At 69.6% G+C, this 23,638-nt stretch carries 17 protein-coding genes and 1 tRNA gene; 4 read left to right on the top strand and 14 right to left on the bottom strand.

All coding sequences use genetic code 11. From position 1 onward, the window contains the following. Window positions 1-90: 90 nt before the first annotated feature. Window positions 91-2,781 carry a DNA polymerase I gene (polA, locus tag ACWEF2_RS09835; protein ID WP_453813632.1) on the bottom strand — a complete coding sequence of 897 codons (2,691 nt, stop codon included), beginning with the start codon at window positions 2,779-2,781 and terminating at the stop codon, window positions 91-93. 67 nt (window positions 2,782-2,848) lie between these two features. On the opposite strand from polA, the gene ACWEF2_RS09830 reads away from it, so the two are divergent. Continuing rightward, window positions 2,849-3,271 carry a PaaI family thioesterase gene (locus ACWEF2_RS09830; RefSeq protein WP_453813808.1) on the top strand — a complete coding sequence of 141 codons (423 nt, stop codon included), beginning with the start codon at window positions 2,849-2,851 and terminating at the stop codon, window positions 3,269-3,271. Between the two features lie 249 nt (window positions 3,272-3,520). Here the strand turns inward: ACWEF2_RS09830 and ACWEF2_RS09825 are convergent, their stop codons facing one another. The 3 genes from ACWEF2_RS09825 to ACWEF2_RS09815 are packed head-to-tail and all read right to left on the bottom strand — an operon-like array spanning window position 3,521 to window position 6,012. Then, the gene (locus tag ACWEF2_RS09825; protein ID WP_453813630.1) at window positions 3,521-4,294 is read right to left on the bottom strand and encodes an amino acid ABC transporter ATP-binding protein; all 774 of its coding nucleotides are present in this window, start codon (window positions 4,292-4,294) and stop codon (window positions 3,521-3,523) included. Next, window positions 4,294-5,145, bottom strand: a complete 852-nt coding sequence (locus tag ACWEF2_RS09820; protein ID WP_453813629.1) for an amino acid ABC transporter permease — start codon at window positions 5,143-5,145, stop codon at window positions 4,294-4,296. The genes ACWEF2_RS09825 and ACWEF2_RS09820 overlap by 1 nt, the downstream gene beginning before the upstream one ends. Window positions 5,146-5,148: 3 nt before the next feature. After that, window positions 5,149-6,012: an ABC transporter substrate-binding protein gene (locus ACWEF2_RS09815; protein WP_453813627.1), complete on the bottom strand. Its 864-nt coding sequence runs from the start codon at window positions 6,010-6,012 to the stop codon at window positions 5,149-5,151. 448 nt (window positions 6,013-6,460) lie between these two features. On the opposite strand from ACWEF2_RS09815, the gene ACWEF2_RS09810 reads away from it, so the two are divergent. Next, on the top strand, window positions 6,461-7,039 hold the full coding sequence (locus ACWEF2_RS09810; protein WP_453813625.1) for a DUF4352 domain-containing protein: 579 nt from the start codon (window positions 6,461-6,463) through the stop codon (window positions 7,037-7,039). A 90-nt stretch (window positions 7,040-7,129) separates the two neighbouring features. Here the strand turns inward: ACWEF2_RS09810 and ACWEF2_RS09805 are convergent, their stop codons facing one another. From ACWEF2_RS09805 to ACWEF2_RS09780, 6 genes are all read right to left on the bottom strand, one after another. Then, window positions 7,130-7,843: an ABC transporter ATP-binding protein gene (locus ACWEF2_RS09805; protein ID WP_453813623.1), complete on the bottom strand. Its 714-nt coding sequence runs from the start codon at window positions 7,841-7,843 to the stop codon at window positions 7,130-7,132. Continuing rightward, window positions 7,833-8,573: an ABC transporter ATP-binding protein gene (locus ACWEF2_RS09800; protein ID WP_355590571.1), complete on the bottom strand. Its 741-nt coding sequence runs from the start codon at window positions 8,571-8,573 to the stop codon at window positions 7,833-7,835. Before ACWEF2_RS09800 ends, ACWEF2_RS09805 begins: the two co-directional genes overlap by 11 nt. A gap of 38 nt (window positions 8,574-8,611) precedes the next feature. After that, a complete protein-coding gene (locus tag ACWEF2_RS09795) occupies window positions 8,612-9,739 on the bottom strand; it encodes a branched-chain amino acid ABC transporter permease (protein ID WP_453813621.1) in 1,128 nt (375 codons plus the stop codon). Beyond that, on the bottom strand, window positions 9,736-10,713 hold the full coding sequence (locus ACWEF2_RS09790; protein ID WP_355590321.1) for a branched-chain amino acid ABC transporter permease: 978 nt from the start codon (window positions 10,711-10,713) through the stop codon (window positions 9,736-9,738). Before ACWEF2_RS09790 ends, ACWEF2_RS09795 begins: the two co-directional genes overlap by 4 nt. 108 nt (window positions 10,714-10,821) lie before the next feature. Further along, window positions 10,822-12,018, bottom strand: a complete 1,197-nt coding sequence (locus tag ACWEF2_RS09785; protein WP_355590318.1) for a branched-chain amino acid ABC transporter substrate-binding protein — start codon at window positions 12,016-12,018, stop codon at window positions 10,822-10,824. 332 nt (window positions 12,019-12,350) lie between these two features. Then, window positions 12,351-12,932: an ANTAR domain-containing response regulator gene (locus ACWEF2_RS09780; protein WP_453813618.1), complete on the bottom strand. Its 582-nt coding sequence runs from the start codon at window positions 12,930-12,932 to the stop codon at window positions 12,351-12,353. A 128-nt stretch (window positions 12,933-13,060) separates the two neighbouring features. Between ACWEF2_RS09780 and ACWEF2_RS09775 the strand changes: the two genes are divergently transcribed. Further along, a tRNA-Leu gene (locus tag ACWEF2_RS09775) sits at window positions 13,061-13,133 on the top strand. Window positions 13,134-13,379: 246 nt separating this feature from the next. Next, complete coding sequence (locus ACWEF2_RS09770) at window positions 13,380-13,922, top strand: GNAT family N-acetyltransferase (protein WP_453813616.1); 543 nt, start codon at window positions 13,380-13,382, stop codon at window positions 13,920-13,922. Window positions 13,923-13,990: 68 nt separating this feature from the next. Here ACWEF2_RS09770 and pyk read toward each other — a convergent pair whose 3' ends face one another. The 4 genes from pyk to gltB all read right to left on the bottom strand — a co-directional run bounded on the left by pyk (window position 13,991) and on the right by gltB (window position 23,579). After that, window positions 13,991-15,421 (bottom strand): pyruvate kinase, encoded by a 1,431-nt coding sequence (pyk, locus tag ACWEF2_RS09765; protein WP_453813614.1) that lies wholly within the window; start codon window positions 15,419-15,421, stop codon window positions 13,991-13,993. A gap of 140 nt (window positions 15,422-15,561) precedes the next feature. Next, window positions 15,562-17,223 carry a S8 family peptidase gene (locus ACWEF2_RS09760; protein ID WP_453813613.1) on the bottom strand — a complete coding sequence of 554 codons (1,662 nt, stop codon included), beginning with the start codon at window positions 17,221-17,223 and terminating at the stop codon, window positions 15,562-15,564. 267 nt (window positions 17,224-17,490) lie between these two features. After that, a complete protein-coding gene (locus ACWEF2_RS09755; protein WP_453813611.1) occupies window positions 17,491-18,969 on the bottom strand; it encodes a glutamate synthase subunit beta in 1,479 nt (492 codons plus the stop codon). A gap of 77 nt (window positions 18,970-19,046) precedes the next feature. Beyond that, on the bottom strand, window positions 19,047-23,579 hold the full coding sequence (gltB, locus tag ACWEF2_RS09750) for a glutamate synthase large subunit (protein ID WP_453813609.1): 4,533 nt from the start codon (window positions 23,577-23,579) through the stop codon (window positions 19,047-19,049). Window positions 23,580-23,638 lie beyond the last annotated feature (59 nt).

Below are 23,638 nucleotides of genomic sequence, written 5' to 3'. Positions count from 1 at the left end.
CGCACAAAACTCCCGTACCCATCGAGATCTCGGCTGGCCCACCACCCTAGAACAGACTCGGGCAGGCCGGACAATCGCTCACTGGCCGGGTCAGTGACCGGCGTCCTCCCAGGTACGGCCGACGCCGACGGAGACCTCCAGCGGGACACGGAGCGAATAGGCGTCGTTCATCCGGTCGACGACCAGCTCACGCAGGGTCTCCAGCTCTCCCGGCGCCACCTCGAACACGAGCTCGTCGTGGACCTGGAGCAGCATCCGGGAACCCAGCGCCGCCTCCTTGAGGGCGCTCTGCACATTGAGCATGGCGACCTTGATGATGTCGGCCGCCGAACCCTGGATCGGCGCGTTGAGCGCCATCCGCTCGGCCATCTCACGGCGCTGCCGGTTGTCGCTGTTGAGGTCGGGCAGGTAGCGGCGGCGGCCCATGATGGTCTCGGTGTAACCGTCCTGCCTGGCCTGGGTGACGATCGCGTTGAGGAAGTCGCGGACGCCGCCGAACTCCTCGAAGTACTCCTCCTTGAGGGCTCTGGCCTCCTGCACCGGGATGCTGAGCTGCGCCGACAGCCCGAAGTCGGACAGACCGTAGGCCAGGCCGTAGTTCATCGCCTTGATCTTGGCCCGCATCTCCCCCGTGACCTGCTCGGGCTCGATGTCGAAGACCCGCGCGGCGGTGGCGTTGTGGAAGTCGTGCCCGGACTCGAAGGCCGCGATCAGCGCCGCGTCGCCGGACAGGTGCGCCATGATCCGCAGCTCGATCTGGCTGTAGTCGGCGGTGAGCAGGGTCTCGTAACCCGCGCCGACGACGAAGCCCTGCCGAATCCGGCGCCCCTCGGCGGTGCGGATCGGGATGTTCTGCAGGTTGGGCTTCTCCGAGCTGAGCCGCCCGGTGGCCGCCACGATCTGGTTGAACGTGGTGTGGATCCGCCCGTCGTCGGAGATCTCCTTGATCAGCCCCTCGACCGTGGTGCGCAACTTGGCCTGGTCGCGGTGTCTGAGCATGATGGTCGGCAGCTCGTGCTCGGTCTGGACCGCCAGCCAGGCCAGCGCGTCGGCGTCGGTGGTGTAGCCGGTCTTGGTCTTCTTGGTCTTGGGCAGGCCGAGCCTGACGAACAGGATCTCCTGGAGCTGCTTGGGCGAGCCCAGGTTGAACTGCTCGCCGACGGCCGCGTGCGCCGCCTCGACCGCCTGTTTCACCGCGGCGGCGAACTCGGCCTCCAGACCGCTGAGGTAGTCGCGGTCCGCGGCGATCCCGGCCCGCTCCAGCTCGGCCAGCACGGTGACCAGCGGCAGCTCGACCTCGCTCATCAGCCGGGTGCCGTCACGCGGCTCCAGGAACGCCTCCAGGGCGTCGGCCAGCTCGTGGACGGCCATGGCCCGCAGCCCGAGGTCGCGGGCGGTGTCGGCCTCGTGGTCGTCGAAGAGGCTGGCCTGGCCGCCGGCGTCGGCCTCGCTGCGCAGCTCACGCTGGAGGTAGGCCCGCACGAGGTCCTCCAGCGGGAAGGTACGCTGCCCCGGCATGGCCAGGTAGGCGGCCAGGGCCGTGTCGCAGCTCAGGCCGCGCAGATCCATCCCCTGCGCCCAGAGCGCCAGCATCGGCCCCTTGGCGTCGTGCACGGCCTTGGCCCTGGAGGCGTCACCCAGCCAGGCGCGCAGGGACGTCTCGTCGGCCTCGGTCAGCGTGGTGGGGTCGACGAACGCGGCGCCGCCGCCCGGCGCCGCGATCGCGATGCCGTCGATCCGGCCGGTGCCGCTGCCGTAGACGCCCCGGAAGGCCAGCCCGGCCCGGCCCGCGGGCAGCTCCCGCAGCCACGCCGACACCTGGCCGGGGCCGAGCACGGCGACCTCGACCTCGAAACCCTCCCCCGTCTCGGGCTCGGGCGAGCCGAGTGTCTTGAACAGCCGCTCGCGGATCTCACCGCGGAACTCCAGCGTGTCGAGGATCTTGTCGATCTCCTGGCGGTCGCTCTGGCCGACCGTCAGCCCGGAGATCTCCCGCTCCAGCGGGACGTCGCAGGTGAGCTGGGTGAGGCGGCGGTTGAGCAGCACCTGGTCGAGGTGGTCGCGGAGCTTGTCGCCGACCTTGCCCTTGACCTCGTCGATCCGGTTGACCAGCTCCTCCAGCGAGCCGAACTCGCGGATCCACTTGGCCGCCGTCTTCTCCCCCACGCCGGGGATGTTCCTGAGGTTGTCGCTGGAGTCGCCGCGGATGGCCGCGAAGTCGGGATACTGGACCGGGGTGAGGCCGTACTTCTCCAGCACCGCCTCGGGGGTGAACCTGGTCATGTTGCTGATCCCGACCCGGGTCATCAGCACGGTGACCCGGCCGTCGACCAGTTGCAGCGCGTCGCGGTCGCCGGTGACGATCAGCACGTCCATGTCCTGCGCGGCGGCCCGGGTGGCGAGCGTGGCGATCAGGTCGTCGGCCTCGTAGCCCGCCAGCGACAGGTGCGGGACGCGCAACGCGTCGAGCATCTCGTGGATCAGGCTCATCTGGCTGCGGAAGCTGTCGGGGCTCGCGCTGCGGTTGGCCTTGTACTCCGGGTACTCCTCGTGCCGGAACGTCGGCTCCGACCGGTCGAAGCAGACCGCCACGTGGGTGGGCCGCTCGTCACGGAGCACGTTGACCAGCATCGAGGTGAACCCGTACACCGCGTTGGTCGTCTGGCCCGTCGTGGTGGAGAAGTTCTCCTCGGGCAGGGCGTAGAACGCCCGGTACGCCAGTGAGTGTCCGTCCAGCAGCAGGAGACACGGGCGGGCGGGGGTCGCTTCGTTCTTCGGCACAGCGAAAGCCTAGTCTCCTGGTGCGACAGAAAAGCTGGTCCCGCACGACAGGAGACATCCTTTGACCATGACAGACCCCGAGGAAGTCGCCCGCCGCGCCGTGGAACAGTTCGGCGCCACCCACCGCGACACGCTGATCGAGCGGATGGGCATCGAGATCACCGAGGCCACCGCGGAACGGGTCGTCGGCCGGATGCCGGTCGAGGGGAACACCCAGCCGTACGGCCTGCTGCACGGCGGCGCCTCGTGCGTGCTGGCCGAGACCCTCGGCTCGACCGGGGCCGCCATCCACGCGGGGCCCGGAAGGAACGCCGTGGGCATCGAGATCAACGCGACCCACCACCGGTCGGCCACCTCCGGTTACGTCACCGGCGTGGCGGTCCGGGTGCACGGCGGCCGGACGATCGCCACCTACGAGATCGAGATCACCGACGAGCGGGGAAACCGGGTGTGCACCTCGCGCCTGACCTGCATGCTGCGCGACGGCTGAGCCCGCGCGTATTCGATCATATTCCGACCTCCCCTTTTTGCACTCTTGCCACATGAGTCGCTACCGTGGGTGACAGCGATGCCCGTGGGAGACCGAGTAGAAAACGCACAGGGTCGGGGAAGCTCTGTACGGCGCCAAAGGTCTCCCCCGGGCTCGCGGCCGCTCCGGCCCCGGATCCGCCCCACCGCGCGGTACGGCCCGCGCCGGCGTGGCGCGGGCCGTACCCCGGAGCGGGCCTCGGGTGGGGGCTCAGACGTCGGTGTGCGTGGGATCCAGCACCCGGCGCAGGAAGGACCTGGTCCGCTCGTGCTGCGGAGCCCCGATCACCTGGGCCGCCGGACCGTCCTCCACGATCACGCCGCCGTCCATGAAGACCACCCGGTCGGCCACGTCCCGGGCGAACGCCATCTCGTGGGTGACCACGAGCATGGTCATCCCCTCCTCGGCCAGCTTGCGCATGACCGCGAGCACGTCGCCGACCAGCTCCGGGTCCAGCGCCGAGGTGGGCTCGTCGAACAGCATCAGCGCCGGGCTCATCGCCAGCGCCCTGGCGATGGCCACCCGCTGCTGCTGGCCGCCGGAGAGCTGGCCGGGGTACTCGTCGCACTTGATGGCGACGTCGACCTTCTCCAGGTTCTCCCTGGCGACCCTCTCGGCCTCCCTCCTGCCGCGCTTCAGGACCCGCTGCTGGGCGATCATCACGTTCTGCAGCACGGTCATGTGCGGGAACAGGTTGAACTGCTGGAAGACCATGCCGACGCGGCGGCGGGCCGCGTCGATGTCCACGTCGCGGTGGGTCAGCTCCACGCCCTCCAGGATCACCTTGCCCGAGGTGGGCTGCTCCAGCAGGTTCACGCAGCGCAGCAGTGTGGACTTGCCGGAGCCCGAGGGGCCGATGACGCAGACCACCTGGCCCGGGTCGACCGCGAAGTCGATCCCCTTGAGCACCTCAAGCGGGCCGAAGCTCTTGTGCAGATCCCGGATCTCGACCGCGTGGGTCACCGGGCTCGCCGGGCTCACCATCACCGCCCCTTCCCCTGACGCTTCTCCAGCCGGTTCGCGAGGTAACCGAGCGGGATCGTGACGAGCAGATAGGTCACGCCGACGACGAGGATCGGCGTGGCGTTGGCGTACGTGGAGGCCAGGTCGTTGCCGAACTTGGTGAGCTCGACGTAGTCGCCGGTCACGCCGAGGAACAGCACCAGCGACGAGTCCTTGAGCAGGGACACGAACTGGTTGGTCGTCGGAGGGATGACGATGCGGACGGCCTGCGGGATGACGATGGTGACCATGGCCCGGGTGTGCGACATGCCCAGCGAGCGCGCCGCCTCCATCTGCCCCTTGGGGACCGCCTGCAGTCCGGCGCGGAGCGTCTCGGCCATGTAGGCCGATCCCACGATGGTCAGGCCGAGGATGCCCTGGCCGTAGGTGCCGCCCGGCACCTCGAAGCCGGGCAGGGCCAGCGGCAGGAACAGGATGAGCAGGAAGATGAGCAGCGCGGGCAGGCCCCGGAAGATCTCGATGTAGGCGATCGAGATCCACCGGTACGGCGCCACCGACGACAGCCGCATCAGGGCGAAGAGCAGGCCGAACAGGAAGGCGAACACGAAGCCGCCCACCGAGTAGATGATCGTGTTCTTCAGCGCGACCGTGAACACGTCCGGCCAGGTCTCCGCCGCGACCTCCGGCTTGGCGAAGTTCGCGGCGAGACTCCCCCACTCGATGCGCAGGAGGAGGAAGACGACGACGGCCACCAGCACGACGTACTGGAGGGTCCGGCTGATCCGCTGCTTCTGACGCGGGCTGAGCCCGGTCCCGCCGGGGGGAGCCCCGGCGGGAGCGGACGGCTCAGCCGCCGTTGACTTGTCGGTCATGGATCAGCCGAGCTCGCCGGGCTTCTTGCCGAACCACTTGACGAAGATCTGCTCGTAGGTGCCGTCGGACTTGGCCGTCGTGATCGCGTCGTTCACGGCCTTGAGCAGCACCGGGTCGGCGCCCTTCTTCAGGCCGACGCCGTACTGCTCACCGGTGTCCAGGCTGGCGAACAGCTCGAACTTGTCCGCGATCTCGGGCTTCTTGAGCCAGGTCAGCACCACGGGCAGGTCCTGGATGATCACGTCCACCTGGTTGGACTGCAGGCCGAGGAGCTCCTTGGGGGAGTCGGCGAACTCCTTGGGGTTGAGGCCGTTCTTCTTGGCGAACTCCAGGCCCGTGGTCGACGCCTGGGCACCGACCCGCAGGTTCTTGGCCTTGACCTCGTCGAGCGTCTTGACGCCGAGCCCCTTCTTCCCCAGCAGCGCCTGGGTGGCGTCGAAATAGGGCACCGAGAAGTCGATGTTCGCCTGACGCTCGGGCGTGATGGTCATGCCCGCCGCGGCCACGTCGCACTTGCCCGCGGCCATCGCCGCGCCGCTCTTGATGACGGCGAAGTCGATGTCGACGATCTCCTGCGTCAGCCCGAGCTTCTTGGCCGCCAGGTCGACGATGTCCACGTCGAAGCCGACGACCTTGTCGCCCTGCTTGAACTGGAAGGGCTCATACGGAAGGTTCGTGCAGGTGGTCAGCTTGCCCGGGTGAACCACCTTGGGGCCGCTCGCCGCCGCGGGGGCGTTCGAGGAGGCACCGCCACTCGTGCCGGCATTGGTGTCGCCGCCGTCGCCACAGGCCGACAGGCCGAGCGTGCCGGCGACGATCACCGCGCCCACCGCGAGTACCCGGCGGGAAACAGAACTCAGGCCCACAAGGCCTCCTTATGATCAATGTCGCATTCTGGGCAGACACCGCAATGCTGGCAATGCTGCCCCACCTGCATGACTATGCAGATCACCACTACGACACAATTCGGACAACAAACACTTTCGGTACCGTCGGGTCAGCACCGTGCGTCGGCGCAGATCGTGACCTCTCCCCCCATCGGACGGTCGACACCCCGGCCCCGATCGGGCCGACCCGACCCGGCATCGGCTGGAGCGAGTTCCGAAACGCGGAAATTAGTCTATATTTGCACGTCAAAGGGGGTGCTGTCGCCAACATACCCTGTCGTCGCCGTCCAGTGGGGTCCGCGATACCCACCGGAAACCCTCGCACCCGCCCGCCACCACATTCCACCGCACCCGCCCTGCCCGGCGGAACCGCCGGGAGACGGGACCGGCATTGAACTCCGTCCCCTCCTCGGTTACGTTGCCCGATGTGCGCGCCCCCCTGGTTCTGTTCACCGGCCTCCTGTTCGCCGGCACCCTGCTGAGCGGCTGCACGGGCACCGCCGCGCCGCGCGCCTCCCCCGAGGCGACGGCTCCGCCCCCGTACGTCCTGGTGTCCCGCCCCGTGCGCGACTTCGAGATCCCGCTCAGACCCGTGGCCACCTCGGTCGGCAAGCTCAGGATCACCCCGATCGGACTGCGCACCGGCATGTGCTGCGTGGTGGGCACCCACGCCGAGTGGCCCGCCGACGGCCAGTACGTCTCCGTCAGGGTCCAGATCCAGAACACCGACCGCGACCGCCAGGAGTTCGACACGGCCGGTCAGTTCCTGATCACCGCCGACGACCGGGTCCACAAGGTCAACGCCAACGCGATGAACATCAAACGCCAGGACTTCAAGATCTCCATGGGCGCGGGCAACGTGCTGGAGATGGATCTGTTCTACGACATTCCCAAGGACGCCTCGATCAAGGCGATCCGCCTCACCGGCAAGAACACCACCTCCATCGGCGGCATCGAGACCGGAGCCCTGCGGATGGACGTCCCGCTGCCGCCGACCTCCCGGTGAGCGCCGCCGCTCTCCCCGTGGAGACGACGGGAAGGGGCCGGCGGACCGGCCCCCTCCCTCACCACACTCGGCGCCCGAACCTCACCGGGCTCAGTGTTCGAGCCCCGCACCCAGGTAGGCGGCCTGGACCGCGGGATCGTTCAGCAGGTCCGCCGCCGCGGCGTTCTTGATGATCCTGCCGGTCTCCAGGACGTAGGCCCGGTTCGCGATCTGCAGCGCCTGGGAGGCGTTCTGCTCGATCAGCAGCACGGTCGTGCCGCGCCGGTTGATCTCCTGGATGATCGAGAAGATCTGCGCGACCAACATCGGTGCCAGGCCCATCGACGGCTCGTCCAGCAGCAGAACCTTGGGCCGGCTCATCAGTGCCCGCCCGATGGCGACCATCTGCTGCTCACCGCCCGACATGGTGCCGCCCATCTGCGTCCTGCGCTCGGCGAGACGCGGGAACAACCCGTACACCTCGTCGAGGTCCGCGCCCAGGTCGCCCTTGCGGGTGTACGCGCCCATGAGCAGGTTCTCGTGCACGGACATGCCGGGGAAGACGCCGCGTCCCTCGGGAGACTGGCCGATTCCGGCGATCACCCGCCGGTGGCCCGCCATCTTGCTGATGTCCCTGCCGTCGAAGGTGATCGAGCCGGACGTCAGGCCGCGCAGCCCGGAGATCGTCCGCAGCGTCGTCGTCTTGCCCGCGCCGTTGGCGCCGATCAGCGTGACGATCTCCCCCTCGTCGACCTCCAGGGAGACGCCCTTGAGCGCCTGGATCTTTCCGTAGTGGACGTTGATGTCCTTGACCTCAAGAAGCATCTGCGGGGACTCCCAAGTACGCCTCGATGACCTTCGGATTGCGCTGGACGTCGGCGGGGAGCCCCTCGGCGATCTTCTGTCCGAAGTCGACCACCGCGACCCGGTCGCTGATGCCCATGACCAGGCTCATGTCGTGCTCGATCAGCAGGACGGTACGGCCGGCGTCCCGGATCCTGCGGATCAGGCCCTGCAGCTCGACCTTCTCGTTGGGGTTCATGCCGGCGGCCGGCTCGTCGAGCAGCAGGAGCTTGGGGTTGGTCGCCAGCGCCCGGGCGATCTCCAGCCGGCGCTGGTCACCGTAGGGGAGGTTCTTGGCGGTCTCCCCGGAACGGCCGGAGATGCCGACGAAGTCCAGCAGCCGCTCGGCGAGCTCGCGGCCCTCACGCTCCTCGCGCCGGTGCAGCGGCAGGCCGAAGCCCGAGCTGAACAGTCCGGCCCTGTGGTGCGCGTCGGCGCCCACCAGCACGTTCTCCAGCGCCGACATGTTGTGGAACAGCCGGATGTTCTGGAAGGTTCTGGCGACACCGCGCTTGGTGATCTTGAAGCGCTTCATGCCGTCGATCCGGTCACCGTCGAAACGGACCTGACCGCTCGTCGGCCGGTAGACCCCGGTGATCACGTTGAACACGGTGGTCTTGCCCGCGCCGTTCGGCCCGATCAGCGCGAAGATCTCCCCTTCCCGCACGTTCAGTTCCACCTCACGCAGCGCGGTCACACCGCCGAACCGCATGAGCACCTTGTCCAGGCTGAGGAGTTCCCTGGCCTCACTCACTTCGCCACCTCCGCGGCATCGACGCTGTCCGGGCCGCCGACCTCGGCGCCCAGGCTGCCCATACCGCCGGTTCCCTCTTTCAGCTCGGCCTTACGCTGCCTGGACGGCAGCAGGCCCTCCGGCCGGAAGACCATCATGGCGACCAGCACCGCACCGAAGATCATGATGCGGTAGTCCTGGAAACCCCGGAACCGCTCCGGCAGCCAGGCCACCATGAACGCGCCCAGCATGACGCCGGGGATGTTGCCCGAGCCGCCGAGCACCACCGCCGCCAGGATCGTCGCCGACAGCATGAACGGGAAGTCCTGCGGCACGATCGAGACGGTCTTGCCCGCCCAGAACACACCGGTGGCGCCGCCGATCGACGCGCCGATCGCGAACGCGAGCAGCTTGAACTTGTAGGTCGGGACACCCATCACCTCGGCGGCGTCCTCGTCCTCCCGGATCGCCGCCCAGGCGCGGCCCACCCGGCTCCGGTTCCATCGGACGGACAGGATGATCACTACCGCGCAGAGCAGCACGAGCAGGTAGTAGTAGGGCTTGGAGGCGAGCAGGCCGTACTTGAAGATCTCCTCACCGAAGAGATACACGCCCTCGATGCTCGGCGGGTGCGGGATGCCGGCGATGCCGTTGGTGCCGCCGATCGCCTCGGTGTTTATCGCCGTGATACGGACGATCTCGCCGAATCCCAGCGTCACGATCGCCAGGTAGTCGCCGCGCAGGCGCAGCGTCGGGGCGCCCAGGATGATCCCCGACACCGCGGCCATCAGCACCGCGATCGGCAGGATCACCCAGAAGTTCCACGAGGACTGGGTGCCCAGGTAGGCCAGGAAGTAGGCGCCGATCGCGTAGAACGCGACGAAACCCAGGTCGAGCAGGCCCGCCTGACCGACCACGATGTTGAGGCCGAGCGCCAGCAGGACGTAGACGCCGATCGGGAAGAACAGCAGGCTCTGCCACTCGACGTACGGGGACATGAAGCTCGCGACCGGCAGTGAGGGCAGCGAGAGGGCGAAGAGGAGCAGCAGCACGTAGACGATCGCGCGCTGCCATCCCCGAGCCCCGTGCCACCAGTCGCGCGCTCCCTCGAAAGGGCTGGAAACGGTCTGTCGGAACTTGTTCATGCGCGTGCCACCTGAAGGGATTCACCGAGGATGCCGGTCGGGCGGAACAGGAGCACCAGGACCAGGATGACGAAGGCCACCACGTCGAGCCAGGCCGTCCCGAAGAAGGCGGCGCCGTAGTTCTCGACCAGGCCCAGCACGAATCCGCCGAGCAGCGCGCCGCGGATGTTTCCGATGCCGCCGAGCACGGCCGCCGTGAACGCCTTGATGCCGAGCAGGAAGCCCACGTTGAACTTGGTGACCTCGTACTCCAGCAGGTAGAGCATGCCGGCGACGCCGGCCATCGCCCCGCCCACCAGGAAGGTCAGGCGGACGATCCGGTCGATGTTCACACCCATCAGCACCGCGGTCTGCGGGTCCTGGGCGGTCGCGCGGATACCGCGCCCCATCTTCGTCCTGTTCACCAGCAGGTCCAGCAGGACCATCATTATCACGGCCGCCAGGAAGACCAGCAGCTGGTCGTTGCGGATCACGACGTCACCGATCGAGATCGCCTCGTCGCGCGCCAGGAAACGCTTGACCCCGATGATGTTCTTGCCCTGCCCCGGCCGGTCGAACAGCCAGGGGATGACCACCAGCGCGAAGAACTCGCTGAGGAAGAGCGAGGCGCCGATCGCGGAGATCAGCGCGGCGAGCCGGGAGGAGCCTCGTTTGCGGAGCGGCCGGTAGGCGATCTGCTCCAGGAGCACGGCGGCGCCGCCGGAGGCGGCCATGGAGACGACCGCCATCAGGATGAGCAGCCCGACGAGGCCGAGGCCGGTAGCCGGGGCGACGACGCCGAGGCCCGTCAGCACGGCGAGCGAGGCCATCGTGCCGATCATGAAGATCTCGGAGTGTGCGAAGTTGATCAGCCGCAGGACGCCGTAGACCATGGTGTAGCCGAGGGCGACCAGGCCATAGATCGAGCCCTTTATGAGGCCGTCGATCGTCTGGGGCCAGAACTGGGTAACCAGGTTATGGAAGTTTTCGAACACGTTCGTCGCTTTCAGGAGGGAGGAGCGGCCCCTGCTCGCGCGAGAAGCGGAAACGCCGTGGCGCTCCCGCTCCTCGCGCTACACGATGACCGTCAGATCCAGGACGGACTAGTTGAGGGTCGCGTCCTTGGCGTCACCGACGGAAACGATCTTGCCGTCCTTCACCTGATAGATGTAGACGCTGGCGTCGGCGATCTCACCCTTCTCGGTGAACTTGATGTGCTTGCCGAGGCCGTCGAAGTCGGCCGTGGTGAGGTAGGTGTTGATGTCCTCGGGCGTGACCTTGCCCGCGCCGATGGCCTTCAGGAACGCGGTGGCCGCGTCGTAGCCCTCGGTGGCGTAGATCTCGGGAAGCTGACCGGAGAACTTCGTCTTGAAGGTCTCGCTGAACTTCTTGGAGTTGGCGTCGGCGTCCGCCCAGGCGTAGGCGATCTTGCAGGGGCAGGAGAGCAGCGTGCCCTCGGCCTGCGCGGTGCCGGCCCCCTCGATCAGCTTGCTGTGCAGCGAGCCGTCGGCGGACATGACCCGGGCCTTGACGCCCTTGTCCCGGAGCTGCTTGATCAGCGGACCGCCCTGGGCGTAGTAGCCGCCGAAGAAGATGAAGTCCGGATTGAACGCGGCGACCTTGTTGACCGTGGAGGAGAAGTCGGTCGCGCTGGACTCGAAGGAGTCGGACTGAACCTCGCTCTTGCCCTTCAGCGCCGCCGTCACGGCCTGGGCGAGACCTTGGCCGTACGCCGACTTGTCGTCGATGACGAACGCCTTCTTCGGGGCGATGACCCGCGCCACGAAACCGGCGGCGGCCGGCCCCTGGACGTCGTCGTTGGCGACGACCCGGTGCCAGTACTTCATCCCCGCGTCGGCCAGCGCGGTCCGGGTGGCGGAGGCCGAGATGCTCGGGATCTTCGCCTCCTCCAGGATCGGTTGCACCTGCTGCGACTCACCGGAGAACGCCGGCCCGATAATGCCCACCATCTTGTCCTGGATAGCGGTCTTCGCAAGGTTCGACGCGGCGCTTGGATCGGCCTTCGAGTCGAGCGGAACCAGCTCCACCTTCACCTTGGGGTTGGTGGCGTTGTACTCGTCGATCGCGAGCTGCGCGCCGTTCCTCGGAGGGATGACGATCGCCGCGTTCTCACCGCTGAGGTCGCCGATAAAACCGATCTTCAGGGTGGACGGGGCAGCGGCCCCGTCGCCGCCCTCCGCCTTGGTCCCGGTGTCGCCCCCGCCACACGCGGCGAGAGCAAGGGAGAGCGCCACGCCGGCAGCAAGCGCTCCGCCGAGGCGAGCAGTCTTAGGCCGCAAGGTTGCCTTCCTTTCACCCGGCTCCTCATAGGGGCCGAGTTCACAGATGCCCTCCCTGGCGGAGTGGCCAGGGGGTTGTGTCGGTTAGTACAACCAGCGCATGTCACGGGTCGATACAGGACAGGCCACCGTTACTGCTTCGTTATTACACCGATTCTTTTCAGCTATAAGATATAAAAGTCATGGTCACCGGCAGTGCCGCAACCCTCACATGGATCATGCCGACCGCCTGGAAACCCCACGCGGCAGCCCTGGAGGAGACGCCGCGCGGGTCAAACGCGCAGGAAAGTTTCCTGTCGCGGGGCGGAGCGAGCCCCGGCGGCCGCCCCCGGTCAGCCCTCCCCGGCCCCGGCCGTGCCGGACACTCCGTCCACCACGATCTGGGCCACCTGACGCATGCTCAGCCTGCGGTCCATCGACGCCTTCTGGATCCACCGGAACGCCTGTGGCTCGCTCCACCCGTGCTCCGCCATCAGCAGTCCCTTGGCCCGCTCCACCAGCTTGCGCGTCTCCAGCCGCTCGGAGAGCGTCCCGACCTCCCGCTCCAGCGCCGCGATCTCCTCGTGCCTGCTCACCGCCATCTCGATGGCGGGCACCAGATCCGACTTGGTGAAAGGCTTCACCAGATACGCCATCGCCCCGGCGTCCCGCGCCCGCTCCACCAGATCACGCTGCGAGAACGCGGTGAGGATCAGGCACGGCGCGATCCGCCGTGACACGATCTGCTCGGCGGCCGAGATCCCGTCCAGGACGGGCATCTTCACGTCCAGGATGACCAGATCCGGCCGGTGCTCCGAGGCCAGCCCGACCGCGGTCTCCCCGTCGCCGGCCTCCCCGACGACGGCGTATCCCTCCTCTTCCAGCATCTCCTTGAGGTCAAGACGGATCAGCGCCTCGTCTTCCGCGATCACCACTCGCCGCTGCGTACTCACGAGCAAGAGAGTACAGATGTCCGCTAGATTAGGACCACGTCGGTGGTTCACCGCGAGGCCGCACGCCGCGGTCGCCCCGTTTGGGCGGTCACCCCGTTCGAATGGAAAACGCCTCGGTACTCCAACGGCAGAGAGGGCGCTCTCAAACAGCGCACAGTGTGGGTTCGAATCCCACCCGGGGCACAGGGAAACCGCCCGGTCCACCTGGACCGGGCGGTTCTGCGTTATCCCCTTGAGGCTCTCCGTGTCGACGGCGTCACCGTTCGTCGAAGAACATGCCACCCCCGCCCGACGCGAAAGATCCGGGTCGCCGGACGACCGAGCCCGCCGGGCCGAAATACTGAGGGGTGCGGGCGACACGCCCGCGGGGCGGGGACCGGGCGGTCGCGAGGCCGGGCCCCTTCCGGATCCTTCGAACGAGAGGCAACCATGACTTCTGACGTCGTCGCCGGTGAGCTCCGGCTGGACGGGCACGGCCTGGTGTTACGGGAGTGGGACGACGGCGACCTGACCGCGATGGTGGGCCTGTTCGACGACCCGGAGGTGGCCTACTGGACGCCCCTGATCTCCCCGTTCGACCTGGAGGCCGCGCGGGTCTACCTCAAGAGGGCCCGCGAGCGGCGGGCGGCCGGGGAGCGCGTCCAGTTGGCGATCACCGTGGACGGCCTGGAGCCGATGGGCGAGGTGCTGCTGATGCGGAGCGGGACCGGCCTGGAGGTGGCGGAGATCGGGTACAGCGTGGGGGTCGCGTACCGGGGCCGGGGACTGGCCTCGCGGGCGGTGCGGGTGATGACCGACTTCGCGCTCGGCACGGTGGGGATCGGGCGGCTGCTGCTGGAGATCGAGGCGGGCAACGCGGCGAGTGCGGCGGTGGCGCGAGCCGCGGGATACCACCTGACGGACGCCCCGCCGATCCCGGCGGAGGAGAAGGGCCGCACGCTGTCCCTGCAGACCTGGGAGTACGCGCCGTAGAGCGCGGAAGGCCCCCGGGGACAGGTACGGCCGGCAGCAGGGCGCCGGCCGTACGCCGAGGGAGCGGGTCAGGCGGGGTGGGCGACGGCCGCGCCGATGGTGTGGACCCGCAGGGCGTTGGTGGAACCGGCGGTGCCGGGAGGGGACCCGGCGACGATGACCACCTTGTCGCCCTTCTCCAGGCGGGCGTGGGCCAGCAGCGAGGCCTCCACCTGGCGGACCATGTCGTCGGTGTGGTGCACGAACGGCACCTCGAAGGTCTCCACCCCCCAGGTGAGCGCGAGCTGGTTGCGGACGTGGGGTGAGGAGGTGAAGGCCAGCAGCGGGATCGGCGAGCGGTAGCGGGCCAGGCGGCGGGCGGTCTCGCCGGACATGGTGAAGGCGACGAGCGCCTTGGCCCCGACGATGGCGCCGACCTCGGCGGCGGCTCGGGCGATGGCGCCGCCGGTGGTCTCCGGCAGCCGGTCGAGGCTGTGGGTGGCCTGGAGCGAGGTCTTCTCGGCCGTGCAGGCGATGCGGCTCATGGTCTGGACGGCGTCGACGGGGTAGCTGCCGACCGAGGTCTCACCGGAGAGCATGACGGCGTCGGCGCCGTCCATGACGGCGTAGGCGACGTCGGAGGCCTCCGCCCGGGTGGGGCGGGGCGCGGAGATCATCGAGTCGAGCATCTGGGTGGCGACGATGACCGGGCGGGCCTTCTCCCGGCAGAGCTCGATGGCCCGCCTCTGCACGATCGGCACCTCTTCGAGGGGGAGTTCGACACCGAGGTCGCCTCGGGCGACCATGATGCCGTCGAAGGCCTCGATGATCTCGGGGAGGCGCTCGACGGCCTGCGGCTTCTCGATCTTGGCGAGCAGCGGGAGACGGACGGCCTCCTGCTCCATGATGTTGCGCACCACGTCGGCGTCGGACGGGCGGCGGACGAAGGAGAGCGCGATGAGGTCGAACCCGGTGCGCAGGGCCCAGCGGAGGTCGGTCTCGTCCTTGTCGGTGAGGGCGGGGGCGCTGACGTTGACGCCGGGCAGGTTGAGGCCCTTGTTGTCGGAGATCATGCCGCCGATGATCACGCGGGTGACGACCCGGGGGCCGTCGACGCGGGTGACCTCCAGGTGGACGCGGCCGTCGTCGACGAGGATGCTGTCGCCGGGGCGGACGTCCTTGTGCAGGCCGAGGTAGGTGGTGGAGACCTGCTCGCGGTCTCCGGGGACGTCCTCGGTGGTGACGGTGAAGACGTCGCCGAAGCCGAGGCGGACGGGCCCCTCCTCGAACGTGCCGACCCGGATCTTGGGACCCTGGAGGTCCGCGAGCACGCCCACGCCGCGGCCGAGCTCGGCGGCGACCTCCCTCACCCTGTCGTAGACCTCTCTGTGCAGCTCCAGGCTGCCGTGGCTGAGGTTGAAACGAGCCACGTCCATGCCCGCGGCGATGAGCTCGCGGAGTCGTTCCGGGGATGAGGTGGCGGGTCCGAGGGTGCAGACGATTTTAGCGCGACGAGTCACGGGTCCCACCCTAATTGGTACAGACCACTCGCTCGTTACGTTGACCGTAGCGGAGAGGAAAAACTCGGCGACATCACGCCGTCGGGCCGGGGCGCGAACAGGTGCTTCTCCCCGCTCCGGCGCGCGGCGCGGCCGGAGGGTCACCGGGTGACGGTGGCGGCCTTGGCGGCGTTGACGACGCCCCGGCCGTAGAAGCCGTTACGGGCCTTGGACCCCTCGCAGGTGTGGACGACCTCCCGCCGCGACTGACGGTAGACGTGCTTGCGCGGGGTGGGGCAGGCCCTGGGGGTCGCGGTGGCGTAGAGCAGGCGCTCGACGTCGGCGGGGGGCATGGTCAGGCCGCCCCTGCCCGGCCTGCCGAAACGGCTGACGAGGATGGCGGCGACGCCGGTGACGTGCGGGGCCGCCATGGAGGTGCCGGCCAGATACTGGTAGTACGCGCAGGTGCCGTCGCGGCAGTCGCGGACCACCGAGTCGCTCCTGGGGGCGCCGTCGGCGCCGATCAGGCCCCTGGCGCGGAGCACGTGCTCGGGGGCCGCGGCCAGGATGGTCCTGGCGATGTCGGGGTCGCCGGCACCGCCGTACTCGTCGCCGCCGGGGGCCGACAGATCGGTCTGCTCGACACCGTAGTCGGAGTAGTAGGCCTTGCGCTTGCCGGGGCCGAGGGCGGAGACCGAGATGACGCCTTTGGACTCGGCCGGGACGTTGAGACAGGAGTTGTCGATCCTGCGGGGGCGCTCGGCGTCGACGGGGTAGTCGGGGCTCTTGAGGTCGGTCTTCGGCCTGCCGAGGTCGGTGGAGCCGTTGCCGATGGCGCTGACGAGGGTGACGCCGTGCTCGCGGGCGTAGTCCAGGGCGCGCTGCATGCCGGTGATGACGCCGCGCTGTTCGAGCTGGTCGGCCTTGGAGTCGCGCGGGTTGGCCGTGCAGTTGAACAGCCACGGGTCGATGTAGTAGCTCATGTTGACCACGTCGACCCCGATGTCGGCGGCGTAGGTGAGCGCGTCGAGGCTGGGTTTGAGGAAGAACAGGCCGGAGTCCTGGCCGGCGCGCAGGTTCACCAGGGACACCCCGGGGGCGACGCCCGCGACGCCCAGGCCGTTGACGGGCGAGGCGATGGTGCCGGCCACGTGGGTGCCGTGGCCGTCGTCGTCCCAGTCGGCGGGGTCCTTGCAGCCCTTGAACTCACAGGGGCCGTCGAGTTCCCTGCCGTTGGGGTCCTTGGGGCGGTCGGTCACGAAGTTGCGGCTGAGCGATCGGTTGAAGTTCGGCGCGATGTCGGGGTGTCTCCCGTCGACGCCGGTGTCGATGACCCCCACCAGCACCTGCCCGCTGCCCGGGGCGGTGGCGTGGGAGCCGCCGGAGGTGGCGCCGATCATCTTCATGTCCCACTGCCGCCCGGCCAGCGGCTCGTCACCGGCCAGGGTGACCGTACGGATGTCCGAGGCGTTCACCCGGGTGGCCGCGTGCACGCCGGTGGCGGGCGTCGTGGGGACCGCGGTGGCGGAGCCGATCCTGCGGTCGGAGGAGACGCCGGCGACGGCGTCGCTGTCCGCCAGGGTCTCGGTGAAACGGGTGCCGGGGCCGCTGGCGACGATGTAGCCGAGCTTGGCCTCGGTGGACAGCGCCGTGCCGCCGCCCGCCTCGATGGCGGCGATGGCCCGGGTCCGGGCGCCGTCGGCGTAGAAGACCAGATAATCGCGGAACGCGCCGCCTCCGGCCGCCGCCCCCGCGGGGGTGAGCCCCCCGATCAGGACGGCCACCGCCGCCGCCCCCGCCAGGCGTCCGCGCCAGCGACTCATCAACCCTCCATGCTGTCCCGCCCAAAAACCTCATCTTTCAGCCATGTAACCGTTAAAGCAACCTGATCATTGTTTAAACCGATTTATCCGGTACAGCGGGCAGGGGCCGTACCGGATGAATCGGCCGGACATCAGGCCGGGGAGACCCGCCGGAGAACGGCCGGCGTCTCCGGCGCGTCTCCAGCGGATGACCGGCGGTCTCGGGCGCGCCGGGCGGCGGACGGTGCCGGGCGGTGTCCCGGCGACGTCAGGAGGCGTCGGGCGGTGTCAGACGAGGGGGCGGGCGGTCGGCGGGATCGCCACCGGCAGGGCCGTCCGGCCGGTGAGGTAGCGGTCGACGGCCGACGCCGCCGAGCGGCCCTCGGCGATCGCCCAGACGATCAACGACTGACCGCGCCCCATGTCACCGGCGACGAAGACACCGTCCACCGAGGACAGGTAGTTCCCGTCCCGGGCGACGTTGCCCCGCGCGTCGAAGAACTCCCCCTCGGCGACCGAGGCCAGCTCCTCCAGCAGCCCGCCCCGCTCCGGGCCGACGAAGCCCATCGACAGGGTGACCAACTCGGCGGGGATCTCCCGCTCGGTGCCGGGAATCGGGCGGAATCCGGCCGCCGGCCCCTCGACCTCGACCAGGCGCAGGGCCCGGACGTTGCCCTCGGCGTCCCCGACGAACTCGACGGTGGAGACCGCGTAGACGCGGCCGCCCCCGGCGTCGTCCAGCTCCTCGTGGGCGCTCTCCGTCTTGAACAGCATGGGGAACGTGGGCCAGGGCTGCCCCTCCGGCCGCTCGGCCGGGGGCCGGGGCATGATCTCCAGCTGGGTGACCGAGGCGGCCCCCTGGCGGATCGCGGTGCCGACGCAGTCGGCACCGGTGTCGCCGCCGCCGATCACCACGACGTGCCTGCCCTCGGCGTTGATCGGCGAGACGGGGTGGTCGCCCTCCTGGACCCGGTTGGACGGCGGGAGATACTCCATCGCCTGGTGGACGCCCCTCAGGTCGCGCCCGGCGACGGGCAGGTCCCGCCACCGGGTCGCGCCGCCCGCCAGGACGACCGCGTCGAACTCCTCGCGGAGCCTGGTCGCGGTGACGTCGACGCCGACGTCGACCCCGGTGCGGAACTCGGTGCCCTCGGCCCGCATCTGCGCGAGCCTGCGGTCGACGTGCCGCTTCTCCATCTTGAACTCGGGGATGCCGTAGCGGAGCAGGCCGCCGACGCGGTCGGCGCGTTCGAAGACCACCACGTCGTGCCCGGCCCTGGTGAGCTGCTGGGCGGCGGCCAGACCCGCCGGACCCGAACCGACGACCGCGACCCGCCTGCCGGTCCTCTCCGCCGGGGGCCGGGGGACGACCCAGCCCTCGGCGAAGGCGCGGTCGATGATCTCGACCTCGACCCGCTTGATCGCCACCGGGTCGGAGTTGATGCCGAGCACGCACGCCGCCTCGCAGGGCGCGGGGCAGAGACGGCCGGTGAACTCCGGGAAGTTGTTGGTGGCGTGCAGGCGTTCGGCGGCCTCCCGCCAGTCGTCGCGGTAAACCAGGTCGTTCCACTCGGGGATGAGGTTGCCCAGCGGGCAGCCGTTGTGGCAGAACGGGATGCCGCAGTCCATGCAGCGCGCGGCCTGCCGGGTGAGCGCGGGGGCCGGAAAGTCCTCGTAGACCTCCCGCCAGTCGCGGATGCGCACGTCCACCGGGCGGCGGGCCGGCAGCTCGCGCCCGTGAGTGATGAAGCCCTTCGGGTCAGCCATCGGTGTCCCCCCTTATCCCTGGAGCGTCTGGTGAGGGCGGCCGGTCGTGACCGCCGCGATCTGTGCCGACATCGGCGTCACCCCTGAATCGCGGCGGCCATGACCGCCTCGTCGACGTCGCGGCCCTCAAGCCGTGCGGTCTCGGCGGCGTGGAGCACCCGCCGGTAGTCGGTCGGCATGATCTTGCGGAAGCGCGCCGGGTCCCAGTCGGTAAGGAGCGCCTTGGCGACCGTGGAGCCGGTCTCCGTCAGGTGCGCCTCGACGATCTCCCTGAGCGCGTCGGAGTCGGGCTCGTCGAGCTCCTCGATCTCCACCATCTCCCGGTTGACCCGCGCGACGTCGAGGTCGAGCAGGTAGGCGACGCCACCGGACATGCCGGCGGCGAAGTTGCGGCCGGTCGGGCCGAGGACGACGGCCTTCCCACCGGTCATGTACTCGCAGCCGTGGTCTCCGACGCCCTCGACCACGGCGGTGGCGCCGGAGTTGCGGACGCAGAACCGCTCGCCCACGGCGCCGCGGATGAACGCCTCACCGGAGGTCGCGCCGTACAGGCCGACGTTGCCGGCGATGATCTGGCCCTCCAGCGGGGCCTCGTCGTGCGGCTGGACCGTGATCCGTCCGCCGGACAGCCCCTTGCCGAGGTAGTCGTTGGCGTCGCCCGTCAGGCGCAGAGTGACGCCCCCGGGCAGGAAGGCGCCGAAGGAGTTGCCCGCCGAGCCGGTGAACCGGACGTCGATGGTGTCGTCGGGCAGGCCGGCCCCGCCGTACCGCCTGGTCACCTCGTAGCCGAGCATGGTGCCGACCGTACGGTTGACGTTGCGGACGGGCAGTTCGAGGGTGACCCGCTCGGCGTGGTCGAGGGCGCCCTCGGCGAGCTGGATCAGGGTGTGGTCCAGCGCCCCGGCCAGCCCGTGGTCCTGCTCCCTGATCCGGTGCAGCGGGGTGCCCTCGGGCAGCTCCGGCCGGTGCAGGATGGGGGCCAGGTCCAGCCCCGCGGCCTTCCAGTGCCGCTCGGCCGGGGTGGTGTCCAGCATCTCCGCGTGGCCGACGGCCTCCTGGAGACTGCGGAAGCCCAGCGCGGCGAGATACTCGCGGATCTCCTCCGCGATGAACTCGAAGAAGTTCACCACGAACTCCGGCCTGCCGGTGAAGCGCCTGCGCAGTTCGGGGTTCTGGGTGGCGACGCCGACCGGGCAGGTGTCCAGGTGGCAGACGCGCATCATCACGCAGCCGGAGACCACCAGCGGGGCGGTGGCGAAGCCGTACTCCTCGGCGCCGAGCAGCGCGGCGACGACCACGTCCCTGCCGGTCTTGAGCTGGCCGTCGACCTGCACGACGATCCGGTCGCGCAGGCCGTTGAGCAGCAGCGTCTGCTGAGTCTCGGCCAGACCGAGCTCCCAGGGGGCGCCGGCGTGCTTGAGCGAGGTCAGCGGGGAGGCGCCGGTGCCGCCGTCGTGGCCGGAGATGAGCACGACGTCGGCGTGGGCCTTGGACACGCCGGCGGCGACCGTGCCGACGCCGACCTCGGCCACGAGCTTGACGTGCACCCGGGCGGCCGGGTTGGAGTTCTTCAGGTCGTGGATGAGCTGGGCGAGGTCCTCGATGGAGTAGATGTCGTGGTGCGGCGGCGGCGAGATGAGGCCGACCCCCGGCGTGGAGTGCCTCGTCCTGGCGATCCACGGGTAGACCTTGTGGCCGGGGAGCTGACCGCCCTCACCGGGCTTGGCGCCCTGGGCCATCTTGATCTGCAGGTCGTCGGCGTTGACGAGATACTCCGACGTCACACCGAAGCGGCCGGAGGCCACCTGCTTGATGGCCGAGCGGCGGGCGGGGTCGTGGAGCCGTTCGGGGTCCTCGCCGCCCTCGCCGGTGTTGGACTTGCCGCCGAGCCGGTTCATCGCGACGGCGAGCGTCTCGTGCGCCTCCATGGAGATGGAGCCGTAGGACATGGCTCCGGTGGAGAACCGCCTGACGATCTCGGTGACCGGCTCGACCTCGTCGATCGGGACCGGCGCGCGGACACCCTCCCGGAAGGCGAACAGGCCGCGCAGCGTCATCAGCCTGGCGGCCTGGGAGTCCACCAGGGCGGTGTACTCCTTGAAGATCTCGTAGCGGCGCGAGCGGGTGGCGTGCTGGAGCTTGAAGACGGTCTCGGGGTTGAACAGGTGCGGCTCGCCCTCGCGGCGCCACTGGTACTCGCCGCCGACCTCCAGGCGCCGGTGGGCGTTCTCGGCTCGCGGGTAGGCGCGCCCGTGCCGGAGCGCGACCTCCCTGGCGAGGACGTCGAAGCCGACACCGCCCAGCCGGGAGGTCGTCCCGGCGAAGCAGGTCTGGACGACGACGTCGTCCAGACCGAGCGCCTCGAAGATCTGCGCACCGGTGTAGGAGGCGACGGTGGAGACCCCCATCTTGGACATGACCTTCAGCACGCCCTTGCCGTACGCCTTGACGAGGTTGCGCACCGCCCTGTGCCGGTCGACGCCCAGCACGCCGGAGCCGGCCAGGTCCTCGGCGGTCTCGATGGCGAGGTAGGGGTTGATCGCGCCCGCGCCGTAGCCGACGAGCAGTGCCATGTGGTGGGTCTCGCGGGCCTCGCCGGTCTCGATGACCAGCCCGACCCGGGTGCGGGTCTTCTCCGCGATGAGGTGGTGGTGGACCGCGCCGGTGAGCATCAGCGACGGGATCGGCGCCAGGACGTCCGAGGAGCCGCGGTCGGAGAGCACGATGATCCGCGCCCCGCCCTCGATCGCCTCGGACACCTCGGCCCGGATCTCCTCAAGCCGGTGCAGCAGCGCCTCGCCGCCGCCCCGGACCCGGTACAGGCCGGAGACGACGTGCGGGTGGAAGCCCGGCAGCGCGCCCTCGTCGTTGATGTGGATGATCTTGGCGAGTTCCTCGTTGTCGATCACCGGGTAGGGCAGCACCAGCTGGCGGCAGGAGGCCGGACCGGGGTCGAGCAGGTTGCCCTCGGGGCCGAGCGTGCTGGCCAGTGAGGTGACGAGCTCCTCGCGGATGGCGTCCAGCGGCGGGTTGGTGACCTGGGCGAACAGCTGGCTGAAGTAGTCGAACAGCAGCCGGGGCCGGTCGCTGAGCACCGCGACCGGGGTGTCGGTGCCCATGGAGCCGATCGGCTCGGCACCGGCCCTGGCCATCGGCGACAGGATGATCCGCAGCTCCTCCTCGGTGTAGCCGAAGGTCTGCTGCCGCCTGATCAGCGCCTCGCGGGTCGGTCCCTCGACGTCGTGCGCCCCCGGCACGACCGCGCGTGAGCGGGCGGGGAGCTCCTCGAAGCGGACCAGCCCGGCGTGCAGCCAGTCGGCGTAGGGCAGCTCGGCGGCGAGCTCGGCCTTGATCTCGTCATCCTCGATGATCTTGCCGCGCCCGGTGTCGATCAGGAACATCCTGCCGGGCTGCAGGCGGCCCTTGCGGACCACGTCTCCCGGGGCGATGTCGAGGACACCGGCCTCGGAGGCCAGGACGACGAGGCCGTCGGCGGTGACCCAGAACCGGCCGGGGCGCAGGCCGTTGCGGTCGAGGACCGCGCCGACCAGCGTGCCGTCGGAGAAGGTGATCGAGGCGGGGCCGTCCCACGCCTCCATGAGCGTGGAGTGGAACTCGTAGAACGCCCGCCGCGCGGGGTCCATCTCGGTGTTGTTCTCCCACGCCTCGGGGATCATCATCAGCACCGCGTGGGGCAGCCCGCGACCGGCGAGGTGGAGCAGTTCCAGCGCCTCGTCGAAGGAGGCGGTGTCGGAGCCGTCCGGGTCGCAGATCGGGAAGAGACGCGACAGGTCGCCCGGGAGGGCCGCGGTCCTCAGCATGGCCTCGCGGGCCCGCATCCAGTTGCGGTTGCCCCTGACCGTGTTGATCTCGCCGTTGTGGGCGACGTAACGGTAGGGGTGCGCCAGCGGCCACGAGGGAAAGGTGTTGGTGGAGAAACGCGAGTGGACCAGTGAGATCGCGGTCTCGTAGCGCTCGTCGGCCAGGTCGGGGAAGAACGGCTCGACCTGCGAGGGGGTGAGCATGCCCTTGTAGACGATGGTCCGGGCGCTCAGCGAGGGGAAGTAGACGTCCGCCTCGTGCTCGGCCCGCTTGCGCAGGCAGAAGGCCAGCCGGTCCAGCTCCAGGCCGCGCTCGCCGTTCGGGGAGGCCACGAAGAGCTGCCGGAAGAACGGCATCACCGCGCGGGCGCTCGGCCCGGGGAGCGTCGGGTCGGTCGGGACGTCCCGCCAGCCGAGGACCGTCAGGCCCTCCTCCGCCGCGATCTCCTCGATCATCCGGACCGCGGTCCGGCGTCCGCCGGGGGCGTCGGGCAGGAAGGCGGTCCCGACCGCGTAGCGACCCGCCTCGGGGAGCGGGAAGCCGGCCTCCGCGCGGAGAAGCGCGTCGGGGATCTGGGTGAGGATGCCGGCACCGTCCCCGGTGTCCGGCTCGCTCCCCTGGGCTCCCCGGTGATCGAGATTGCGCAGTGCCGTCAGCGCCTTGACGACGATGTCGTGACTACGGCGTCCGGCGACATCGGCGACCATGGCGACGCCGCAGGCGTCGTGCTCGTGCGAGGGGTGGTAGAGGCCCTGGGGCTCGGGAAAGCCGGAGTGGGCAGCAGGCATTGAATCCCTCCCGTCGTCTTGCTTTTTTGGATCAAGCAAAGGGACGACGTTGGCCCTGC

The organism is Streptosporangium sp. NPDC004631 (genome assembly GCF_053601935.1).
Note: the sequence above shows the minus strand (reverse complement) of the source record. Positions and strands in the feature narration are given on the sequence as shown.